Here is a 22,508-nt window from a genome sequence, read left to right on the forward strand (position 1 = left end):
CAGGGAGGATCAGTTCAGGGCGTATCGCCCAAAATCCAGTCCACCCCTGCCGCGACATGGATGCGCGTGGTGTCATAGACCGGCAGCACATTGGCATCGGGATCGACGAGCATCACCAGTTCGGTGCTGGCGAGCACCAGCGCCTGGACATCCTGTTTCGCGATGTCGGTGATGAAGGTCTTCATCGTGCGGCGCGAATTTTCGGTGACCTTGCCCTGCATCAGCTCGTCATAGATGATGTTGTCGATCGCCTCGGCGCGTTCGGCATCATAGGGCGCGAGTGTCAGTCCGTAGCGCACCAGATTCTGGCGGAACCATGGCTCGGTCATCACATTGCGGGTGCCGATGACCGCCGCAGACTTGATTCCGTCGGCCTTTAATTTCTCGCCCGTCTCATCGACGATATGAATCAGCGGAATCGACAGCGCGCCCTCGATATCCTTGGCGATCCGGTGCATCGAATTGGCCGCGATCATCAGCGCGGTCGCGCCCGCGGCCTGGAGCCGCAGCGCCGAGGAGATCAGCACGAACTTCGCATGGTCCCATTGCTCGGGCGTCGTCAGCCGCGACAGCTCACAATAATTCAGGCTTTCGAGGATGATCGGCGCCGAGCAGGCGGTACCGATGCGCTTTTGCACGCCCTTGTTGAGGTGGCGGTAATAAAGCTCGGTCGATGCCCAGCTGATGCCGCCGATCAGGCCGATTTTGCGCATAAGGTCCCTTTAAAACACGTCGCCCCCGCGAAGGAGTGAAGGGTCGGATTGTCCCCCGGACAATCCTTGGACATGCTGGGGGCATGTCCAACCCTTAACTGGCCGCTATCGAGGCAGCGCGAGGCCGCCAGCGGCCCCTGCTTCGCAGGGGCGACGATTCTTGTCTAGTGCCCGCTGCCGCTCAGCGCCTTGACGATGTCGTCGGCCATCTTCTTGGCATCGCCGAGCAGCATCATCGTCTGGTCCATATAGAAGACGTCATTGTCGACGCCGGCATAGCCGACCCCGCCCATCGAGCGCTTCACGAACAGCACGGTCTTGGCATTGGCGACATCGAGGATCGGCATGCCATAGATCGGCGACGTCTTGTCGGTCTTCGCCGCCGGGTTGGTCACGTCGTTCGCGCCAATGACGAAAGCGACGTCGCATTGCGCGAATTCGCCGTTGATGTCCTCGAGCTCGAACACCTCGTCATAGGGCACATTCGCCTCGGCCAGCAGCACGTTCATATGGCCCGGCATGCGTCCCGCGACCGGATGGATCGCATATTTGACGTTGACGCCTTCCTTCTTGAGCTGGTCGCCCATCTCGCGCAGCGCGTGCTGCGCCTGCGCCACCGCCATGCCGTAGCCGGGGACAATGATGACATTCTCGGCCTGGCTCATCAGGAAAGCGGCGTCTTCGGCGCTGCCGGGTTTCCACGGCCGCTGTTCCTTCGACCCGCCCGAGCTTGCCGCCGCATCGTCGCCGCCGAAACCGCCCGCGATCACGCTGATGAAGCTGCGGTTCATCGCGCGGCACATGATGTACGACAGGATCGCACCCGACGAGCCCACCAGCGCGCCGGTGATGATCATCGCGGTGTTGCCGAGCGTGAAGCCCATCGCCGCCGCCGCCCAGCCCGAATAGCTGTTGAGCATCGACACCACGACCGGCATGTCGGCGCCGCCGATCGGGATGATCAGCAGGAAACCGATCGCGAAGCTGAGGCCGGTGATCGTCCAGAACACCCAGGGCGACTGGTCCTGCGTGAAATAGGCGGTCAGGCCGACGATCGCGGCGAGCGTGCCAAGGTTGATGATGTGCCGTCCCGGCAGCATGATCGGCGAACCCGACATATTGCCGTTGAGCTTGAGGAAGGCGATAACCGAGCCCGAGAAGGTGATCGCACCGATCGCGATGCCGAGCCCCATTTCGATGCGGCTGACGACATGGATCTGCCCCGCCGCATCGGCAATGCCGAAAGCGAGCGGGTTGAGGTAGGCCGCCGCAGCGACCGCGACCGCCGCCAGGCCGACGAGGCTGTGGAACGCCGCGACGAGCTGCGGCATCGCGGTCATCGCGATCCGGCGCGCCATGACGATACCGATGACGGCACCGATAGCGATCGCGACGAGAATCTCGATCAGGCCGACGGTGTCGAGGGTGAAGGCCCAGCTGTCATGCCCGGTGCTTACCCGCGTTCCCGGCGCATGCGTCAACAGCGTGGTGACGACCGCGATCGTCATGCCGGCCATACCAAAGCGGTTGCCGCTTTGCGCCGTCGCCGGGCTCGAAAGCCCGCGCAGCGCCATGATGAAGAGAACGCCCGCAACCAGATATGCTAGGGCCGCCCAGGGGTTGACCGCGAGGCCATGACCGCCGGTCGCGGCGGAGAGGATCGATTGCACGTCCATCTCAGCGCACCTTCTTCTTGTACATCGCCAGCATGCGCGCGGTGACCGCGAAGCCGCCGAAAATGTTGATGCTGGCCATCACGACAGCGGCGAGGCCGAGCCATTTCGAGGTCGCCGAACCGGCGGCCGCGCTGGCGATCAACGCCCCGACGATGATGACCGACGAAATGGCGTTGGTCACGCTCATCAACGGCGTGTGCAGCGCCGGGGTCACCGACCAGACGACAAAATAACCGACGAAGCACGCCAGGACGAAAATCGAAAAAATACCGATGAAATCCACGGCGAGCTCCCCTGCTGATTCCGCGAGCGCACCTCTTGCCGCGCCGCCGCCACCCTGTCGACTCCTAAGACGCGCAAAAAGACGGGCCCGCAATCGCCGGGTGGCGGATTGCGGGCCCGTGCGGCAATTAAATGTCGCGGGCGATCAGCTCGCGGGGGTCGCTTCCGCCGGCGCCGCGGCATCGGCTGCGGGCGCTGCGGGCGGCGTGATCGTCGGGATCAGCACGCCGTTCAGCACATGGACCATGCCGTTCGACTGCGCGACGTCGGAGCGGGTAATGTAGCCCGAGCTGCCCTGCGTGCCGTCGACCTTGATATTGCCCTGCACCTCGGTGAACGAGATCTCCTGGCCCGCGACGGTGGTCAGCTTCGCGGTGCCGCCACCGGCCTTGATCTTCTTGTACAGATCCTCGGCGGTGATCTGGCCGGGCACGACATGATAGGTCAGGACCTGCTCCAGCGCCCATTTGTTGGCGGGGGCCATCAGATAGTCGGTCATCGGCTGCGGAACCGCGGCGAAAGCGGCGTCGGTCGGCGCAAAGACGGTGTAGGGGCCGGCGCCGTTGAGCGTATCGCCAAGTCCGGCGGCCGAAATCGCCTGCGCCAGCGTCGTCAGATCGGGGGTGTTGGCGGCGGCCTGCGCGACGGTCGTGTCGGGCGCGGCTTCGGCGGCCACTTCGTCGGCCCAGGCATGGGCAGGAACGGCAAGCGCGGTGGTCAAGGCAAGAAGGGGGGCAACAAGAAACTTGGCACGCAACATCAGACATTTCTCCGGATAAGGAAAGGACGGGGTCAAACCCTCGGCCCCATCCTAAGCAAGAACATTGTCATGAAAAGGCCATAATCGGCCATTTTCTATCAATTTTCCCACGAACCGTGCTTCGCTGGCGATAGTCCGCCAAGGGAAACAGGCCCGCGGCGCCATCCAGACGGCATCGCGGGCCCGATTCGTCGGCATCGCGGTCGGCGCGCCTCAAGCCTACATCTTCGGCGTCAGCACCCCGTCGACGACATGGATCACCCCGTTCGACTGGTTGACGTCGGCCTGCGTCACCGTCGCCTTGCTGCCGTCGGCGCCGGTCAGGGTAATGACATTGCCCGCCATCGTCGCGGTCAGATCCTGCCCGTTGACGGTCTTGAGCACCGCCTTGCCGCCGCCGGCGGTAATCTTGGCGGCGAGATCGGCTGCGGTCAGCTTGCCGGCGACGACATGATATTTCAGCACGTCGGCAAGCACGCTTTTCTGTGCCGGACGCATCAGGCCGTCGAGCGTCGCCTTCGGCACCTTGGCAAAGGCGTCGTCGGTCGGCGCGAAGACGGTGAACGGACCCGCGCCCTTCAGCGTGTCGACCAGTCCGGCCTGCGTCACCGCGGCGACGAGCGTCTTGTGGATCGGCGAGGCGATCGCATTGTCGACGATCGTCTTGGTCGGGAACATTTCGGCGCCGCCGACCATCGGGTTGGTGCTCGGCGCCATGGTATCGGCGGGCACCGCGTCGCCTTCGGCGACGGTCGTGGTTTCGGTGGCGGGCGGCGCGTCGGTCTTGCTGCAAGCCGAAAGGCCGAGCGCGGCGACCATGGCCGCCGTCGTCAGATAGCTGATTTTCATGACATCATCTCCAGAGATCGGGGGGATGTCCCCCTCTCCCTGCATGACTCCCACGGCGACAGGATCGTTCCAGCGGGTCGCTCGTTTGCGACGAATGGAGTGCGGGTCACGCGACGCGTGGCGGCACAAATTGCCCGGCTACGCTTGGCCTAGCAAGCGAAGCGAACCTTGCTGCCCGTGGTCAAGGGGCCGGCGCTACGAGACCGCCGCGCACGAAGACCATCTTGTGCGGATCGCGGATCATGCGGATGTTCAATCGCCCGTCGGCCAAAAGGGCGAAGCCATATTCGCCGCCCACGAACTCCACCGTCTGCTCGGTCGCCATCGGCTCGATCTTCGGACCATTGGTCAGGCAAGTATAGCCGAGGCCGATACAGTAGGTCAGCCTGCCGCCGACATAACGCAGCGCATACACCGTCCAGGGTTCAAGGTCGTCGACCTGTTCAGGGGTAAGGCGCGTCGCCGCAATCGGTCCGATAGGATAGATGTCATCGCGCTGGATATTGCCGTGATATTCGCTCCAGATCGTGGCGACGCTGCTCCGGAACCATGAATCGAGCACACCGTCCCGGTCGTAATCGATCAGGCAAACCGACGCCTTGCCACCGCCGAAAAGGCCGGCGGTGACCGACAGACCCTGCTGACACGCGATGAAATAACTGTTCGTCGCAATGGACAGCGGCAGGCCCTTTTCGAGGACCGCCTTGGTTTTCGGAATGGCAACCGGCGCATCAAGCACGACCGCGCCTGCGGGCACGGCCTTGCCGACGAACCAGGCGTCCTTCTTGTCTACCGTGTGCGTCCGCTCGGCGGGGTCCCGGGGACCAGCAACGTATCAAATCCATAACGGATCGACCCGGCGTCGGCCTCTTTGGCATCCGCCGAAGACGTCGCAATTGCCAGCGCCAGTGTCGCGACGCACGCGTAGCGCCGCATCACCCCAGCAAACGCTCGTGCACCACCTTGCCGCCCTGTGTCAGCCGCACCGCAGTGCCGATTTCCTCGTCGAGCACCGGTTTGCCGGCTTCCTTGTCCCAGAAGGCCGAGAGGAAGTTGAACAGGTTGCGGCTGAACAGCGCGCTGGTATCGGCGGGCATCAGCGCCGCGATATTCTTCGCGCCGATCACGGTGACACCGTGGATCTTCTTCGCCTCGCCCGAGACCGCACCCTCGACATTGCCGCCGCTTTCGGCCGCCATGTCGACGATCACGCTGCCGGCGCGCATCGTCGCGAGTTGCGCGTCCGAAATCAGCCGCGGCGCAGGGCGCCCCGGGATCAGCGCGGTGGTAATGACGATGTCCTGCTTGGCGATGTGCGACGAGACCAGCTCGGCCTGCGCCGCCTTATATTCGTCGGACATTTCGGTGGCATAGCCGCCCGCGCCCTCGCCCTCGATGCCGGCGACGGCCTCGACGAAGATCGGCTTGGCGCCGAGCGACATGATCTGTTCCTTGGTCGCCGAACGTACGTCGGTCGCGCTGACCTGCGCGCCCAGGCGGCGCGCGGTGGCGATCGCCTGCAGCCCCGCAACGCCGACGCCCATCACGAACGCCTTGGCGGCGCTGACGGTGCCCGCCGCGGTCATCATCATCGGAAACGCACGGCCATAGGCGTTCGCCGCCATCAGGACCGCCTTATAGCCCGCGAGATTCGCCTGGCTGGACAGGATATCCATCGACTGCGCGCGGGTGATGCGCGGCATGAACTCCATCGCCAGCGCCTCGATACCGAGCGCGGCATAGGCATCGACACGGTCGCGCTCGCCGAACGGGTTGAGCCCCGCCGCCAGCCAGGCGCCGTCGGCCATGCCCGTCAGCCCCTTGGGATCGGGTCCCTGGATGGCGAGGACGATGTTCGCGCCCTTCAGCACATCGGCGCGCGATCCGACCGTCGCGCCCGCGGCGCTATAATCGGCATCGGCGATCGACGCGCTGTCGCCCGCCCCCGATTCGACGGCAAGTTCAGCACCCAGGCCAATGAATTTCTTCACGGTTTCCGGGGTCGCGGCGACGCGGGTCTCGCCGGGGGCGAGCTCCTTCAGGACGGCGATGCGCATGCCGGTTCGGTCAGGAGATCAGGAGGACGACGAGGACGACGACGACCGCGGTGATGATCGACCCGACCTTGAACAGGCTGATGAAACCCGAATAGGTGTCTTCCGCTGCCTTCATTTCCTGCTGTGCCATGGCTCTTTCCCCTTTGTCGCTGCCGAAAGCCGAGCGGGCGCGCCGCGCCCGGCCCGGAATCGGCCTTCGCGCCGGTCTTAGCCATGCCTCCCGCGATGCTCAATAGATGGTTTTGCGATAAGTCGCCCGCCGCAAAAGCCCGACGCGCTTAATCGCCCTTTTACCCCTTTCGCGTAGATCGGCGGTTCGACGCGGAACAGGTGGCAGAAAACTGCCGCCCAATGGGGGCATATTCACACCGATGGCAAGCGCGCGCGACACCCGAATGGTGATGATCGTCGACAGCGAACCGGCGCAACAGCGCTTCCTGTCGGCGCTCGTGTCGCGTGGCGGCTGGCGCAGCGTGATCGCCGGCGACACCGACACCGCGCTCGCCAAGCTCGGCACCCAGGAAGGCATGGCGCTCGACGCCGTGCTTGTCGACCAGGGCACGCCGGGCATGGATATGGCCGAATTCGTCGCCGAACTGCGCCGCTGGCGCCCCGCGCTGCCGCTGATCGTCATCACGATGCGCAACGGGGTCGAGGTCGCGGTCAGCGCGATGCGCGCCGGGGCAAGCGATTTCGTCCAGAAACCGATCGCCCCCGACCGCCTGCTCAACGCGCTCGACCGGATCACCGCGACCAGCGGCCCGCAGGGCGAACTCCGCCCGCTCACCGAAAAGCTGCGCGCGCCGCTGGCGTTCGAGGAAATCATCGGGTCGAGCCCCAATTTCCGCAGCGCGCTCGCGATCGCCGCCAAGGCGGCGCGCGCGCGCGTGCCGGTGATGATCAACGGCAAGCCCGGCACCGGCAAGGAAGTCTTTGCCCGCGCGATCCACAGCGCCAGCCCGCGCGCCCGCGGCGGGCTGGTGATGGTCGATTGCTCGGCGGTGTCGCCGGGGCTGATCGGATCGGGGCTGTTCGGCCACGAACGCGGCGCCTTTCCCGGCGCCTTCGACCGCCAGGTCGGCCGGCTGGTCCAGGCCGACGCGGGCAGCATCATCATCGACCATGTCGAGTGCATCCCGCTCGAGACGCAGGCGAAGCTCGTCGAATTCCTCAACACCGGCGAAGTCCAGATGATCGGCGGCAGCATCCGCCAGAGCGTCGATGTGCGCATCATCGCGACCAGCGCCAGCCCGCTCGACAAGCTGATCGAGGCCGGTCATTTCCGCGAAGACCTGTTCTATGCGCTGTCGAGCGCGCAGTTCACCCTGCCCTCGCTCTCGGAACGCCGCGGCGACGTCGGTCCGCTCGCGCGCCATTTGCTCGCGCGCATCGGCGGCCTGCCGGGCATGGGACCGATCGGAGTCACCGACGACGCGCTGCGCCTGCTCGCCGCCTATGCCTGGCCGGGCAATGTCCGCCAGTTGCAGGACGTGCTGTTCCGCGCCGCGGTCGGCAGCACCACTGATGTGCTCACCAGCGCCGATTTCCAGGCGCTCGAGGCGACGCTCGCCGGCGGCAGCATGGTCGGCCAGGGCGATGTCGCGATCAACGGCGAAGCGATCGGCGTCACCCTCTACCTGCCCGACGGCAACCTCCGCCCGCTCGAGGAGATCGAGGCCGACGTGATCCGCCTCGCGATCGGCCACTATCGCGGCCGGATGAGCGAAGTCGCCCGAAGGCTCGGGATCGGGCGCTCGACGTTGTATCGCAAATTGAGCGACCTCGGGATCGACACGGCGGCCTGACCGCTAACCTTACCAGATCGGCAACGACCCCGCGAAATCGCGCTGCGGCGTGCACAGCGCATGGTCGACATATTCGTCGCCCTCAAACCCGCGCTCGAACAGCCGTCCGCGATAGGAAAAATGCAGCCCGCCGCCCGCAGGGAAGATCAGCAGCGCGTGCTGGTTGCGCAAGCTCGGCACCTCGGTCGCGCGCATCAGCAGCGGCGAAAGGTCGAGCATCGTGCGCGCGGGGCGATAGTCGCGGTCGCCGTCGCCGATCATGATGCAATAGGGCTGGCCCGCCGCGCGATCCTCGGCCGCGCGCGCGACGATGGGCGGCCAGCTCAAGATGGCCGCGATGCCCAGAAGGATCGTGGCGCCGATGCTCGCCAAGACCCAGCGGCCCCGATCCGCGCGCCAGCCGAGGACGAGCAGGAAGATCGCCGCCGCCCCGCCCGGCAGTAGCACCGGCCAACCCCCGAGCCAGCGCGCGAGCGGCGCGGCGAACCACCAGCCGCACCAGAAGGTGCCGGCGATCGCGAGTGCGGCCCGAAACGGCCGGTAATCGATCGGGTCGACCGGAAATTTGCGCGAGACGATGAAGTCGATCAGCGCGCGCAGCGCCCAAGCCGCCAGCCAGATCAGTATGGCCCCCGTCGCGAGCATGCGGCCAAGCGCGCCCCAATCCTCGCTCATGCTCAGCGGCCGGCCGCTCTCCCACGCCAGCCATGTGGTCGCGAGCACGAGGACCGCCAGCGTCCAGCCATAAAGATTGCGCGGGGTGACGAGCAGCAGTACCGGCAGCGCGATCAGCAGCAGCTCGAACAGCGCCGCCACGCCGGATCAGGCGGTCAGCGCCGCATCGCGCAGCCCGCGCCACACGCGCAGTGCCTGCCGGTTTTCGGCGATATCGTGGACGCGCAGCAGTTGCGCGCCCTGCGTCGCCGCCTGATAATGCAGCGCCACCGTGCCGCCGAGCCGCTGGTCGGCGGGCGCTTCATTGTCAAGCGCGCCGATCATCCGCTTGCGGCTCGCGCCGAACAGGATCGGGCAGCCAAGGCTGTGAAACAGCGCGAGGCCGTTGATCAGCGCCAGATTGTCGCCGATGCCCTTGCCGAAGCCAAGCCCCGGATCGACGATGATCTTCGCGGGGTCGACCCCCGCCGCGATGCACGCCGCGACGCGCTCGGCGAGCAGGTCATAGACGTCGAACAGGACATGGTCGTAATCGCCGCCCTCATGCGGGTCGCTCTTCGCCGCGGGCGCGTGCATCAGCACGACCGGGCAGCCCGCCTTGACGACGACCTCCATCGCGCGGTCGTCGTAACGCAGCGCCGACACATCGTTGACGATCGTCGCGCCGGCGGCCAGCGCCGCCTCCATCACCGCCGCCTTGCGCGTGTCGATCGACACCGCGACGCCGCCCTTGGCCAGCCCCGCAACGGTCGCCTGCACGCGCTCGATCTCGTCGCCTTCCCAGACGAGCGGCGCACCGGGCCGGGTCGACTCCCCGCCGACGTCAATGATCGCCGCGCCTGCCGACGCCATCGCGAAGCCCGCGTCGATCGCCGCGGCGCTGTCGACATGTTTACCGCCGTCGGAAAAGCTGTCGGGGGTGATGTTGAGGATGCCCATCAACTGCGGCTCGTTCAGCCGCACAATGCGTTCGCCAAGCTGCAGCGCGCCGCGCGGGCGCAGCACGCCGGCGCGCTGGGCGGCGGCCATGGCGACGAGAGGGTCGGGCATCGCCGCGACCCAGTCGGCGAGTTCGGGAACGGTGACGATCGCCGATTTGACCACACCCGCGTCGCGCATGCTGACATGCCAGGCGGCGAACCAGACCATGGAGTCGGCGATGCGCAGGCAGGCGTCGTCGAGTTCGTGCGGGCGGTCGACGAAGCAGGCCGGGCGGCAATAGAGCCGCGCGTCGGATGATGCGTTGCCGAGGTCGGGCTTGGTCAGTGGTTGGAACATGCCTCTTCCCCAAAACACGTCGCCCCCGCGAAGGCGGGGGCCGTTGTCGGCCTTGCGCTACCTCTCCATCGACCCCCGCCTTCGCGGGGGCGACGGCCTTTTACGCCTCGTTGGCCAGCAGCCAGTCCTGCCGCACCGCATCGATCACGCGCAATTGCTTGCCGTCGTCGACATGCCAGAAGGTCCAGCCGTTGCAGCTCGGGGCGTCTTGCACACCGGCGCCGACCTTGTGGATCGACCCCGCGGGCTGGCCTTCGCAGTCAAGGCTGCCGTCGACGCGGACGGTCGCTTTCCAGCGCCGCTTGGTGTCGGTCAGCACCGAACCCGGCGCGATCAGGCCGCATTCGACCAATGTCCCGAACGCGACGCGCGTCGCCGCCTTGGGCGCCATCATCGTCTTCACCGCGCTCTCGTCGAGCGGCAGCGCCATTTCGATGCGCTCCTTCGCCGCGGCGATATAATCATCCTCGCGCTCGATCCCGATATAATGGCGGCCGAGACGCTTGGCGACCGCGCCCGTCGTGCCGGTGCCGAAAAAGGGGTCGAGGATCACGTCGCCTGGGTTCGAACAGGCGAGCAGGATGCGATAGAGCAAGGCTTCGGGCTTCTGGGTCGGATGGACCTTGTGCCCGCCCTTCTTCAGCCGCTCCTGCCCCGCGCAGATCGGGATCAGCCAGTCGCTGCGCATCTGCAATTCGTCGTTCAGCGTCTTCATCGCGCGATAGTTGAAGGTATATTTCGCCTTCTCGCCCATCGAGGCCCAGATCAGCGTCTCATGCGCGTTGGTGAAACGGGTGCCCTTAAAATTGGGCATCGGGTTCGCCTTGCGCCACACGACGTCGTTGAGGATCCAGTAACCGCGATCCTGCAGCGCGGCGCCGACGCGGAAGATATTGTGATAGCTGCCGATCACCCAGATGCTGCCACCAGGTTTCAGGATGCGCTTCGCTTCGGCGAGCCAGGCGTGGGTGAAGCGGTCATAGGTCGCAAGGCTGTCGAACTTGTCCCATTCGTCGTTGACCGCATCGACCTGGCTGCCGTCGGGGCGATGCAGGTCGCCGCCAAGCTGGAGATTATACGGCGGGTCGGCGAATATCATGTCGACGCTCGCGGCGGGCAGGCTGCGCATCATTTCGACGCAATCGCCCTGCAGGATGCTGTCGAGCGGCAGGTCGACCGGGGCGGCCTTCGGCGCGCGTTGCTTCACTGCGGGCATCTTCACCCGTTCCATCACACCCATGTTTCGCCCCTGTCCCGCATGAAAAGAAGGCCCTGATGAGTCCGGCGGAGTCCGCCGTCAAGCCCGGGATTCTAAGGATTCCGGGTGTCATAAAGGTTAACGCCATGGGAACGAAACGAGTCCCACACACCATATGGAGTCTCGGCCGAATCGGAGACTCAACGGGTGGTGGTGTGGCGAAGAGGACTCAGTGCCGAAAAAAATCTCAAATTCCATCCTCCCTGTAGCGAAGCCATGGAGAGGTGGCAGCGCGGAGCGCTGACGGAGGGGCTATAGCGTAACGTCGCGGCCCCTCCACCACCGCTTCGCGGCGGTCCCCCTCCCCATCGCTACGCGACAGGGAGGATTGACGGGTCAACCTGGACGCTGGCTGCTACCAGCGGCTCCAGACCTTCTCGGCGAAGCCCGGCAGGTCGCGAACGGTCATCGCGGTGCCGTCGTCGAGGATCACGCGCCCCGAAAACCAGCCGAAGACCTGGTCCTGTTCGGTCCTGACCATCCCGGCATCGACCTTGGCCCAGCGATTGACGGCGGGAGCGAAGTCGAGTTCGAACCGCCCGTCATTGCTCGAAAAGCGCCAATTTCCGCTGTCGGGCGGGCCTTCGGGCATATGGAATGTCACCTCGTCGAGCTTGTGCGCATGGTCGTCGACGAACAGCATATTCTCGCTCGCCGCCGAGGTGTCGCCGAAACCATAGCCGATGTTGAAACCGAAGCGCCGACCGTCGACCAGCCCCGATGCCGACCCCCAGTACCAGACATTGTCATAGGTCCAGACGCCGCGCCCCCAATCGAGCACCGCAAGCGCATTTTCCGACAGGAAATCATGGGATTCGTCGCCGACCTTCACGCGCCCTCGCGCCGGCATGCAGTTGATCTTCTGATTATAGTAAAAGGCATGCGGATCGTCGGCGAAGGGGGTCGCGATCACCATCCGGTCCATCGCGGGCTGGTCGAGCCAGATCTCGCCCGACAATCCGCGTCCATCGGCGAAGCCCGGCGCATGGACGGTCAGCCGGCGCCCTCCGGCCTCGTGTCGGAACGCCAGTTCCATTCCGTCCGCCGCCTGCACGATATTGCCGCGATCGGCGCTGGCCGGCAGGGCCATGCGCCCCATCGGTTCGGGGATCAGCACGCCGTGATTGACGAAGTTCCCGGCCCGCAAATCCATCCACGACACCCCCAGAAAGCCGGCATAGGCGTTGTCCGCGACGGTCAGCGCCAGCGCCAGATCGGCGTTCATGACGCAATAATAGTCCCATTCCTTGATCCGCACCGCTTCGGCGCCGATCGCGGCACGATCGTACCGGCGCACCTCGCGCGTGGCATAGCCGGGATCGATCAGCCGTCCCGCATCATCGTGCAGCGGCCCTTCGCCCATCACATGCTGACCCATCGCACCCCCCATTCCATACGGTCTTTGCCGCCTATATCCCCGGATCGACCCCGGTCAGTTCCACTGACCGTTCCCACAATTCGCGCCCCAGCTTCGGATCGCGCGCGGTACGGGTCGCGCGGGCCGGGCCCGAGCGTCCCGATATCTCGCCCAGCCCCTGCGGCCCGAGATAATCCCCGCCCTGGACATGCGCGCCGGTCGCCGCCTGCAGGGTCGGCCAGGCGCCCTGCGCGGCGCTGTTGAAGAAGGGCGCCGCGAGCGGTGTCATCGTGCGCAGCGGCAACGGCAAATGCCGCGTCAACTCGGTCAGCGCGACCCCGGGATGACACCCGATCGCCTGCGTCGAGCGCCCCGCGGCGCTCAGCCGCCGGTCGAGTTCGAACATATGGAGCAGGTTCGCGAGCTTGCTCGCCTGATAGCGTTGCCAGTTGTGATAGCTCCGGCTCGCCGAGAGGTCGCTGAAATCGATTTCGCCGCCCTTGTGCGCGATGCTGCCGGTGATGACGATACGGTCGTCGACATGGGGGTGGATCAGTCCCGTCAACGCGAAAGTGCCGAGATGGTTGACCCCGAATTGCAGCTCAAAGCCCTGTTTGGTCAGCGTCTTGGGCGGGATCATCACCCCGGCGTTGTTGACCAGCACGTCGATCCGCGGCCCCGCCAGCACCGCCTCGGCCGCCTCGCGCACCTGGTCCAGATCGGCGAGGTCGAGCGGCTGGAACGACAATTCGGCCGCCGGCACGTCGGCGCGAATGCGGTCTATCGCCGCCGCCGCCTTGCCCGCGTCGCGGCACGCGAGGATGACATGCGCGCCGCGCGCCGCCAGCACTCGCGACACCTCGAAACCCAGCCCGGCATTGGCACCGGTGACAAGGAAGCTTCGGCCCGTTTGCGCGCCGACGTCGTCGGCCGTGAAACCCTTGCGCATCGCCGTCTCCCCTTTACGGATATTCGGTCAGACCAGCTGCAATTGAGCGACCGGGGCAAAACTGGTCCGATGGAGCGGCGTGGGACCATGCTGACGCAGCGCCGCTAGATGACGGGCGGTACCATAACCCATGTTGGTTTCCCAGCCAAAGCCGGGGAAGTCGCGCGCCGCCGCGACCATGAAGCGGTCGCGATGCTCCTTGGCGATGATGCTGGCGGCCGAGATGCAGCCATGCGTCGCGTCGCCGCCGATGATCGCGCGCGCGGTGTAGCGCCAGCGCGGCAGGCGGTTGCCGTCGACGAGCACCTCGGCGGGTTCGATCCCCAACGCCTCGACCGCGCGGGTCATGGCGAGGAAGGTCGCCTGCAATATGTTGATGCGGTCGATTTCCTCGACGCTCGCCTCGCCGATGCCCCAGCGGCAGCGCGCCTTGATCTCGATCTCGAGTTCGGCGCGGCGTTTGGCGCTGAGTTTTTTGCTGTCGTCGAGCCCGGCGATGCCGCCGTCGCAGAGCAGCACTGCGCCCGCGACGACGGGGCCGGCGAGCGGTCCGCGCCCGGCCTCGTCGACGCCGACGATCATCGGTCCCACTCCCTCTTGCGGGAGGGGAGCTAGGCCCGCCACGGCGGATATCTCCGATATTCGCCCGCCTGGTACAGGCACAGCCGGTTCCCCGCCGGATCGCTCAGCCGCGCCTCGCGCCAGCCCCATTCCTCGTCGGCCGGCATCTGCTCGAACTGCACCCCGCGCCGCGCCAGATAGGCGACCCACGCGTCGAGCGCGCCGCTTTCCAGATAGGTCACAGGCCCCTCTTCTCCCCTCCCGCTTGCGGGAGGGGTCGGGGGAGGGCTTGTCCTGTTGGACGACGTGGATGACACGCCCTCCCCTAGCCCCTCTCGCAAGCGGGAGGGGGACAAGTGGATCGACAGCGTGACGCCGTTGATCGCCTCGAACCTTGCATATCCATTGTCTGCGCTATCGACGATCTGCGTCAGACCCATCTGTTTGTAAAAGGCAACCGACGCCGCATAATCCTTCGCCGGCAAGGTGATCTGGTTGAGCGCCGGGCCGGTGAACAGCCCGTCGTTGCGCACCAATTGCTGCCCCATCGGGCCGTGCCCCTGCCCCAACCCCGGCGCATCGAGCAGCGCCAGCCGCACGAAATCGCGCGCGCGCGCGACCGCGGGTTCGAGCGGCATGCCCTGCGCCAGCCCGGTCGCAATTGCGCTCGCCAGCGTACAGCCGGTGCCATGGGTGCTGCGGGTGTCGATCCGCGGCGCTTCCCACAGCGCGATCGTGCCATGGCCGGTGACCAACCGGTCGATGACCGTCTCGCCCCCGCCATGGCCGCCCTTGGCGAGCACCGCGGCCTCGACCTTTTGCGCATAGGCGACCGCTTCGGCCTCGACCGTGTCGGCGGTGATCGCCGCACAGCCGCGCAGCGCGGCGAGCTCGGGCCAGTTCGGCGTCACGACGGTGCTCAGGTTCGCGAGCAGTTCCATCGCGTCGACCGTCTTGGGATCGGCGAGCATCGCACCGCTGGTCGCGACCATGACGGGATCGAAGGCGAAGGATTCGCCGTAAACGCCCGAGATCAGTTCCTCGGCGACCGCCATCGCGGTGTCGGCGCTGCCGAGCATCCCGATCTTGACCGCATCGACCCCGATGTCCTCGGCGACGCAGCGCATCTGCTGCACCACCATCTCGGTCGGGATCGCATGGACGCCCTCGACCCCCAGCGTGTTCTGCGCCGTGATCGCGGTGATCGCGGTCATCGCATGGCCGCCGAGCATCGTGACCGTCTTGATATCGGCCTGAATCCCCGCGCCGCCCCCGCTATCGGAGCCGGCGATGATCAGGACGCGTGCGGTCAAACCTTGTACTTCCGCACCGTCGAGCCGGGATATTTCGCGAGGATCGCGCCCTCGCGCAGCGGCCGGTCGAGCAGGTCGCCACCGCAATTGGGGCATTGCTCGTCCATCCGGTCGGCACAATTGGCGCAAAAGGTGCACTCCATCGAACAGATGAAGGCGCCGTGCATGTTCGCGGGCAGGTCCTTGCCGCACTTTTCGCAATCGGGTCGCATTTCCAACATTAACTTACTGCCTTTCTGACTGCGTCGCAGATACTGTCGACGACGCTTTCTACCTGGGATGCGTCATCGCCTTCGGCCATGACACGGATGAGGGGTTCGGTGCCCGAAGCGCGGATGACGAGGCGCCCGCGCCCGGCGAGCGCGGCCTCGCCGTCGGCGATCGCGGCTTTGACATGGGCATCGTCGAGCGGCGCACCGCCGGCGAAGCGGACATTTTTGAGCAATTGCGGCACAGGATCGAACTGGTGGAGCAATTCGCTCGCGGGCTTGCCCGACGCGACTAGTTCGGCGAGCACCTGAAGCCCCGCCAGCGTGCCGTCGCCGGTGGTCGCATGGTCGGACAAGATCATATGCCCCGACTGTTCGCCGCCGACGTTAAAACCGCCCGATTTCATGCGTTCGAGCACGTACCGGTCGCCGACCTTGGTCCGCTCGAGCGTCAGGCCCTGGCCTTCGAGAAAGCGTTCGAGGCCGAGGTTCGACATCACCGTCGCGACGACCCCGCCGCCCTTCAGCCGGCCTTGTCTGGCCCAGCTCGCGCCGATCAGCGCCATGATCTGGTCGCCATCGACGATCGCGCCCTTTTCGTCGACGACGATCAGCCGGTCGGCATCGCCATCGAGCGCGATTCCGATGTCGGCGCCGCTCGCGACGACGGTTTCCTGCAGCAGGCCGGGCGCGGTCGAGCCGCATTTGTCGTTGATGTTGATGCCGTTGGGGGTGACCCCGATCGCGACGACATCGGCGCCGAGTTCCCAGAACACCGTCGGCGCGCTGTTGTACGCGGCGCCATTGGCGCAATCGAGCACGATCTTCAGCCCGTCGAGGCGCACCGATTCGGGCAGACTCTGCTTCACCGCATGGATATAGCGCCCGCGCGCATCGTCGATGCGCTTCGCGCGGCCGATCTGTGCGGGTTCAGCGAGCTTCGGTTCGCTCGCGAGCAACAGCTCGATCTGTGCCTCGTCGGCGTCGGACAGCTTGTAACCATCGGGCCCGAACAGCTTGATGCCGTTATCGTAAAAGGGATTGTGGCTGGCCGACAGCATCACGCCGAGGTCGGCGCGCATCGACCGGGTCAGCATCGCAATCGCGGGAGTGGGCATCGGCCCCACCTGCACCACGTCCATGCCGACGCTGGTGAACCCCGCGACGAGCGCATTTTCAAGCATATAGCCCGAAAGCCGCGTGTCCTTGCCGATCACCACCCGATGCTTGTGGTCGCCGCGCAGGAAATGCGCGCCCGCCGCCATGCCGACGCGCATCGCGACCTCGACCGTCATCGGGATCTGGTTGGTCAGGCCGCGGATGCCATCGGTTCCGAAAAACTTGCGCATACCACCTCTGCTACCTAAGCCGGGATGAAGACAGAGCCTGCCCCGGCGTTCCTGGGATGGCCCTAGGTTACGCCGTTTTGCTTGGCAAGCTGGCCAGCGTTCCTTTGGGGGATTTGAACTTGAAATCGGCATGGATCATCCTTGGGGCGCTCGTCGCCGGCATGCTGCTCGGGATCGCGGTCGAGGGCGTTTCGCTCGCCGCCGCGACCGCCTCGCTACCCTTTATCGAACCGATCGGCCTGCTGTGGCTCAACGCGCTCAAGATGACGATCGTGCCGCTGGTGGTCGCGCTGCTCATCACCGGGATCACCGCGACCGCCGACGCCGCGCGCGCGGGCCGGCTCGCGGCGCGCTCGGTGATGATCTTTCTTGCCGCGATCTTCCTGTCGGGGACGATGTCGCTGTTGATGACGCCGCTGCTGTTGCGGCTCTTCCCGCTCTCGGCCGGGGCCGCCGAAGCGCTGCGTCACGGGCTTGGCGGCACGGCAACCGCCGGACCGTCGCCGACCTTCGCCGATTTCCTGCTCTCGCTGATCCCGACCAACCCGATCGCCGCGGCGGCCGAAACCGCGATCCTGCCGCTCATCGTCTTCACGACGATCTTCGCCTTCGCGATCACCAAGCTCGAACCCGTGCAGCGCGCGACGCTGTCGGGGCTGTTCAAGGCGCTGGGCGATGCGATGCTGATCGTCATCGGCTGGGTGCTCGCGCTGGCGCCGATCGGCGTCTTCGCCCTGGGCTATGCGCTCGCCGTCAAGGCCGGGGTCGCGGCGTTCGGCGGGCTCATCCATTATGTGCTGATCCTGATGGGAATCGGCGTCTGCTGCCTGATCCTCGGGCTCTTGCTCGCCTGGCTCGTCGTCGGCATTTCGCTGCCGCGCTTCGTCCGCGCGATGGTCCCGACCCTCGCGGTCGCAATCAGCACCCAAAGCTCGCTCGCCAGCCTGCCCGCGATGCTCAAATCCTCCGAAGAACTCGGCGTCGATCCCAAGAAGGCCGATGTCGTCCTGCCGCTCGCGGTCGCACTGTTCCGCTTCACCAGCCCGGCGATGAACCTCGCGGTCGTCGTGTATGTCGCCTGGCTGTTCGGCATTCAGCTCACGCCGTGGGAGATGGCGGTCGGGCTGGGGGTCGCGATGGCGGCGGCGCTGAGTTCGGTCAGCCTGCCCGGGTCGATCAGCTTCGTCACCTCAATCGCCCCGATCGCGGTGTCGATGGGGGTGCCCGTCGCGCCGCTGGGGCTGCTCGTCGCGGTCGAGACCTTCCCCGACATCTTCCGGACGCTCGGCAATGTTATCGGCGACGTCGCCGCGACGAAATATGCGGCAGACGGCATCGACGACGACACGAAATCAGCAGGAGAGACGCCATGAAATATCGCAAGCTCGGCCACGGCCTCGAAGTGTCCGCCATCGGCATCGGCTGCATGCCGATGATCAAGGGCGGCAATATCCTCTATGGCGAGGCCGCCGACCTCGACGAATCGACCGCGACGATCCACCGCGCGATCGACCTCGGCGTCACCTTCTTCGACACCGCGCAAATCTATGGCCCGTTTTCGAACGAGGAACTGCTGGGCGCGGCGATCAAGGGCAAGCGCGAGGGCCTCGTCATCGCGACCAAGTTCGGCTTCAAATTCGATGGCAACCAGATCGTCGGGGTCGACGGCTCGCCCGCCAACGCCCGCGCCGCCTGCGAAGGCTCGCTCCAGCGGCTCGGCATCGACACGATCGACCTTTTCTATCAGCACCGCGTCGATCCCGCGATCCCGATCGAGGAGGTGGTCGGCGGCATGATGGACCTGGTCAACGAAGGCAAGGTCCGCCACATCGCCCTGTCCGAGGCCGGCCCCGAGACGATCCGCCGCGCCGCCAAGGCCGCGCCGATCACCGCGCTGCAGAGCGAATATTCGATCTGGGAACGCGACGTCGAGGCGGAAATCCTGACCGCGTGCCGCGAAAATGGCATCGGCTTCGTCCCTTATTCGCCGCTCGGCCGCGGTTTCCTCGCGGGCGCGGTGCGCAGCCGCGACGAGTTGCCCGAGGAGGACTGGCGCCGTAACGACCCGCGCTACAGCGAGGAAAACTTCCCCGCCAACCTCGCGATCGTCGACGCGATCGGCGCGGTCGCCGACAAGCATGGCGCCTCGAAAGCCCAGGTCGCGCTCGCCTGGCTGCTCGCGCAGGGCGACGACATCGTCCCGATCCCCGGCACCAAGCGCCGCGTCACGATGGAGGACAGCGTCGCCGCCGCCGAGCTGACGCTCACCCCCGACGACCTCGCCGCGATCGCAGCGGCGGCGCCGATGGGCGGCACCAGCGGCCCGCGCTATGGCGAACAGGGCATGCGGATGGTGCGGCTCTAGGAGAGGTCGGCATCGACCTCGCGCTGGTCCTGCACCAGCGCGAGGAGGTCGGCGAACATCTTGGCGAGGCCGGTGTCGGCATAAGCGTCGGCGCACGCCGCGCCTGCCTCGGCAATCCCGTCGGCGCCATCGGGCATCCGGCGCTTGACGAAGGCCATCGCCGCCATGAAGCCTTCGAGCATCGCCTGCTCGGCGGCTTCGGCGTCGAGCGGCGGGTCGAGATGCGGGGCGAGTCCCAGCATCGTCAACGCCGACTGATACAGCGGCGTCAGCAACTCGTGGGGAATCTCCCGGTCATAGATCGGAGCGACCGCGGCCACCGCGGCGCGAAACGCCGCGAAGGCACCCGCAATATCGCGCCGTTCGAGCAGCATCTGTCCCATCGTCGCCAGTTGCGGGGCACTCCGCGCGTGATCCGTCGCGACATTGCGGATCGCCGCCGCGACATCGGCGCGCGCCGCATCGTTCATCAATCGCGCCTCGGCCTGCTTCAACAAATCGAGTGCCTCGGCCAGTTCGTCCGCCGACGATTCCTCGCGCTGTCGCAGCACGCGCGCGCGGACGGTCAACGCCGTCGCCAGATCCCTCAGCCATGCCACGCGCGGTGCCTCGGCAACCAACGCGCGCATGATCGCGACGCTCTCATCGCTTGCCGCCAGCGCCGCATCGGCATCGCTCGTTCGCGTCCGGTCGGCGCGGCTGTTCAGCGCCGCCGACAGGTCGCGCCGCGCGTCGCCGTCGCCCCGCTCGACCAGCTTGCGCGCGATGGCCTCGGCTTCGGCCAAGCTCGCCTCGATCATCGGCCGACGCGCCGCCTGCGCGCGCATCCGGGCGCGAATATCCCCGCCGGATCGCGCCGACCGATGATCGCGACGCATCAGCATATGCCCGCGCAGCGACAGGGTCGCACCGCGCCGGTAATCCGCCTCGTCGCCGGTCAGCACAGCCTGGTCCCGCGCCCAGCCGATAATGTCGAACAACAGGTCGATCCGTTCGTCGGCCTTGGCATAGGATCCGGTCATGTCGTCGTCGCCCGCCGTCAAGGTCAGCACGTCCTGAATCCCGTCGAGGATCGCCCGCGACGGCTCGGTCGACAGCGCATCGCGGTACAGGGCGATGGCTTCCTCGAAACAGGCGGCCGCTTCGTCGAACGCGCCCGCACCACCGTGGATCACGCCGCGGCCCTTCAACCAGATCGCCAGTTCGTACCGCTCGCGCGATGAGGTTCCGCCCGCCTTGCGCAGCGCGGATATGCGCAGGTCGGCCAGCCGCGCGATCGCCTCTTTCCGGTCGAACAACCGGGCATTCGTCACCGCCGTCACCAGCGGTTCGTGCGGCATCGCCGCGATCGTCGCCGCCTGCTCGGCATCGTCGCCCCCCGCGATCGTGCTCAGAAACCGATCGAGCAGCGCGCGGATCGCCTCGGGCTCATCGCTCGCCTCCATGCGTGTGGCGGCCGCGGTCGCGACCAGGCGGCGCGCGGCGGCATCGCCGGCATCCTCTACAAGCCGGAGCGCCACCGACGCCGCCGCGTCACGCGTCGCGGCATCCGCGTCCGGATCGTCGAGCATCGTCTGGATCGCCGGGATCAGCGCCGCCTTCACCGCCGCCTCGTCGTGCAGCCCCTTGATGTTGCGCCGCAACTGCGCCGCCGCCTGGAGGAACAGGCGCTCGGTAAAGCTGCCGACCGCGCCGCCGCTCTCGAATGCCATGACGCTGAACGGGTCCTGCCCGCGCAGCAGCGGCTCGCCGAGGTCGTGGCCTAGCAGTGACCGCCCCGCCGCCTCGACCACCTCGCGAACCACCTGCATGCCCTGCACGCTCGCCAGCGCCAGCGCCTCGCGAACCTCGGGCGCCACCTGCGCCGACGTCAGCCGCGCCAGCACCACCTCGTGCACGCGCTGCGAGCGCGACAGCGCTTCGGCCAGCCCCTCGGCGGTGAGAGCGCGCGCCGGATCGAAATCGTCGAACAGCCGCGGCTCGCCGCGCAGATAGGCGATGATCTGTTCCAGAAAGCGCGGATTGCCGTCGACCGCGTCCAGCAGTGCGCTGCGCTGGTCGGCGGGCAGGCCCGGCAAGGCGGTCCGCAGCGCGGGATCGAGATCGTTCAGCTTTGCCAGCCGGATCTCGTGATAATTTTCGCTGTTGAGATAACCGCCGAATATCCGCGAGATCGGCCCCGGCTCGTCGCTGCCGCCATGGCGCGCATGATGGACCAGCGTCGCGACCGACCGGCCGCCGCGATCGCCTTCGAGCGTCCATTCGGTCTGCCAGTGCGTCATCACGATCATCACCGGCCAGCGCTGCGTCATCGCGGCATGGGTCAGCCGCTCGACGAAGCGCAGCAGGCCCGGATCGGCGGCGGCGAATTGCGCATCATCGATCAGGATCATCGCCGGCACCCGCGCATAGCCCAGCCGTGCGGCGGGGTTCAGCACCTGTTCGAGGTCGGCGAGCAGCGCATCGACGCGGTTCTTCACCAGCGTGTCCCCCGCCAAGGCCTGCGCCGCGCCCTTGCCGATCTCGCCCTGCAGCAGCTTGACCGAATCCAGAAAGGCACCGCCGACCGACAAGATCGTGTCGACCTGCAACGCGCCGGCCAGCGCATCGACGCCGGCCCCCGCCCAGATTTTTGCCAGCGAAACGCCGGTGCCCGCCATGCGGGCGCGCATCGACATCGCGACGAGGTGCGGCGCGAGGAAGCGATCGTGGAGCGCGACGCTGTCGCCGCCCTCGGCCTGCGCCGCGATGCCCCACCACAGGAACGGTATCGGCCGGTCGAAGCGGCATTGGTCGGGCGGAAAATTCAGATGCAGGCGATCGGACACAAGGCCCGCGGGATCGGGCCAATAGCCCGGCTGATCGGTGAGGCCCGCGATTTGCCGGCGCAGGAATTCGAGCACCAGCCGCGTCTTGCCCACCCCCGGCTCGGCGGCGAGCAGCACCAGCTGTGGCTGCGGGGCATCCGCATTCGACGCCAGTCGCCAACATTCGCCGAGGGTAGCCAGCTCGACCTCGCGGCCGCAAAAAGACAGGTCGGTGGTCATCGTCG

Annotated in this window: 21 protein-coding genes; 3 read left to right on the forward strand and 18 right to left on the reverse strand. The window is 66.7% G+C overall.

Annotated elements, in window-relative coordinates:
* Positions 1 to 14 precede the first annotated feature (14 nt).
* From EEB18_RS00005 to EEB18_RS00040, 8 genes are all read right to left on the reverse strand, one after another.
* Positions 15 to 713, reverse strand: coding sequence for an aspartate/glutamate racemase family protein (locus EEB18_RS00005; RefSeq protein ID WP_187139743.1), 699 nt, complete (start codon positions 711 to 713; stop codon positions 15 to 17).
* A gap of 164 nt (positions 714 to 877) precedes the next feature.
* A complete protein-coding gene (locus EEB18_RS00010) occupies positions 878 to 2,389 on the reverse strand; it encodes an NAD(P)(+) transhydrogenase (Re/Si-specific) subunit beta (RefSeq protein ID WP_187139742.1) in 1,512 nt (503 codons plus the stop codon).
* Between the two features lies 1 nt (position 2,390).
* Complete coding sequence (locus EEB18_RS00015) at positions 2,391 to 2,672, reverse strand: proton-translocating transhydrogenase family protein (protein ID WP_187139741.1); 282 nt, start codon at positions 2,670 to 2,672, stop codon at positions 2,391 to 2,393.
* Between the two features lie 144 nt (positions 2,673 to 2,816).
* Positions 2,817 to 3,392: a fasciclin domain-containing protein gene (locus tag EEB18_RS00020; protein ID WP_222943131.1), complete on the reverse strand. Its 576-nt coding sequence runs from the start codon at positions 3,390 to 3,392 to the stop codon at positions 2,817 to 2,819.
* Positions 3,393 to 3,650: 258 nt separating this feature from the next.
* Positions 3,651 to 4,280: a fasciclin domain-containing protein gene (locus tag EEB18_RS00025; protein ID WP_056350882.1), complete on the reverse strand. Its 630-nt coding sequence runs from the start codon at positions 4,278 to 4,280 to the stop codon at positions 3,651 to 3,653.
* A 181-nt stretch (positions 4,281 to 4,461) separates the two neighbouring features.
* Complete coding sequence (locus EEB18_RS00030; protein ID WP_187139739.1) at positions 4,462 to 5,019, reverse strand: hypothetical protein; 558 nt, start codon at positions 5,017 to 5,019, stop codon at positions 4,462 to 4,464.
* A gap of 196 nt (positions 5,020 to 5,215) precedes the next feature.
* On the reverse strand, positions 5,216 to 6,337 hold the full coding sequence (locus tag EEB18_RS00035) for an NAD(P) transhydrogenase subunit alpha (RefSeq protein WP_187139738.1): 1,122 nt from the start codon (positions 6,335 to 6,337) through the stop codon (positions 5,216 to 5,218).
* 10 nt (positions 6,338 to 6,347) lie between these two features.
* Positions 6,348 to 6,467 carry an aa3-type cytochrome c oxidase subunit IV gene (locus tag EEB18_RS00040; protein ID WP_187139737.1) on the reverse strand — a complete coding sequence of 40 codons (120 nt, stop codon included), beginning with the start codon at positions 6,465 to 6,467 and terminating at the stop codon, positions 6,348 to 6,350.
* A 241-nt stretch (positions 6,468 to 6,708) separates the two neighbouring features.
* Between EEB18_RS00040 and EEB18_RS00045 the strand changes: the two genes are divergently transcribed.
* On the forward strand, positions 6,709 to 8,142 hold the full coding sequence (locus tag EEB18_RS00045; protein WP_187139736.1) for a sigma-54-dependent transcriptional regulator: 1,434 nt from the start codon (positions 6,709 to 6,711) through the stop codon (positions 8,140 to 8,142).
* Positions 8,143 to 8,151: 9 nt separating this feature from the next.
* Here the strand turns inward: EEB18_RS00045 and EEB18_RS00050 are convergent, their stop codons facing one another.
* The 9 genes from EEB18_RS00050 to glmM form a co-directional block, all read right to left on the reverse strand.
* Positions 8,152 to 8,958, reverse strand: a complete 807-nt coding sequence (locus EEB18_RS00050) for a hypothetical protein (protein WP_187139735.1) — start codon at positions 8,956 to 8,958, stop codon at positions 8,152 to 8,154.
* Between the two features lie 6 nt (positions 8,959 to 8,964).
* Entirely contained in the window at positions 8,965 to 10,095 is a 1,131-nt protein-coding gene (folP, locus tag EEB18_RS00055) for a dihydropteroate synthase (RefSeq protein ID WP_187139734.1), read from the reverse strand.
* 100 nt (positions 10,096 to 10,195) lie between these two features.
* Positions 10,196 to 11,335 (reverse strand): site-specific DNA-methyltransferase, encoded by a 1,140-nt coding sequence (locus EEB18_RS00060; protein WP_187139733.1) that lies wholly within the window; start codon positions 11,333 to 11,335, stop codon positions 10,196 to 10,198.
* Positions 11,336 to 11,708: 373 nt separating this feature from the next.
* Entirely contained in the window at positions 11,709 to 12,731 is a 1,023-nt protein-coding gene (locus tag EEB18_RS00065; RefSeq protein ID WP_187139732.1) for a DUF2804 domain-containing protein, read from the reverse strand.
* A gap of 31 nt (positions 12,732 to 12,762) precedes the next feature.
* Positions 12,763 to 13,659, reverse strand: coding sequence for an oxidoreductase (locus tag EEB18_RS00070; RefSeq protein WP_187139731.1), 897 nt, complete (start codon positions 13,657 to 13,659; stop codon positions 12,763 to 12,765).
* A 27-nt stretch (positions 13,660 to 13,686) separates the two neighbouring features.
* Positions 13,687 to 14,241 (reverse strand): ribonuclease HII, encoded by a 555-nt coding sequence (locus EEB18_RS00075; RefSeq protein ID WP_187139730.1) that lies wholly within the window; start codon positions 14,239 to 14,241, stop codon positions 13,687 to 13,689.
* Positions 14,242 to 14,270: 29 nt separating this feature from the next.
* Positions 14,271 to 15,533, reverse strand: a complete 1,263-nt coding sequence (gene thiD, locus EEB18_RS00080) for a bifunctional hydroxymethylpyrimidine kinase/phosphomethylpyrimidine kinase (RefSeq protein WP_187139729.1) — start codon at positions 15,531 to 15,533, stop codon at positions 14,271 to 14,273.
* Complete coding sequence (locus EEB18_RS00085; RefSeq protein WP_056350861.1) at positions 15,530 to 15,754, reverse strand: DUF1272 domain-containing protein; 225 nt, start codon at positions 15,752 to 15,754, stop codon at positions 15,530 to 15,532. Before EEB18_RS00085 ends, thiD begins: the two co-directional genes overlap by 4 nt.
* Positions 15,754 to 17,091, reverse strand: coding sequence for a phosphoglucosamine mutase (gene glmM / locus EEB18_RS00090; protein WP_187139728.1), 1,338 nt, complete (start codon positions 17,089 to 17,091; stop codon positions 15,754 to 15,756). The genes EEB18_RS00085 and glmM overlap by 1 nt, the downstream gene beginning before the upstream one ends.
* Positions 17,092 to 17,210: 119 nt before the next feature.
* Between glmM and EEB18_RS00095 the strand changes: the two genes are divergently transcribed.
* Complete coding sequence (locus EEB18_RS00095; RefSeq protein WP_187139727.1) at positions 17,211 to 18,464, forward strand: dicarboxylate/amino acid:cation symporter; 1,254 nt, start codon at positions 17,211 to 17,213, stop codon at positions 18,462 to 18,464.
* Positions 18,461 to 19,456, forward strand: a complete 996-nt coding sequence (locus tag EEB18_RS00100) for an aldo/keto reductase (RefSeq protein WP_187139726.1) — start codon at positions 18,461 to 18,463, stop codon at positions 19,454 to 19,456. Before EEB18_RS00095 ends, EEB18_RS00100 begins: the two co-directional genes overlap by 4 nt.
* On the opposite strand, the gene EEB18_RS00105 is transcribed toward EEB18_RS00100, so the two are convergent.
* Entirely contained in the window at positions 19,453 to 22,503 is a 3,051-nt protein-coding gene (locus EEB18_RS00105) for an AAA family ATPase (RefSeq protein ID WP_187139725.1), read from the reverse strand. The genes EEB18_RS00100 and EEB18_RS00105 overlap by 4 nt on opposite strands.
* Positions 22,504 to 22,508: the final 5 nt, after the last annotated feature.

The organism is Sphingopyxis sp. OPL5, assembly GCF_003797775.2.
GTDB lineage: Bacteria > Pseudomonadota > Alphaproteobacteria > Sphingomonadales > Sphingomonadaceae > Sphingopyxis.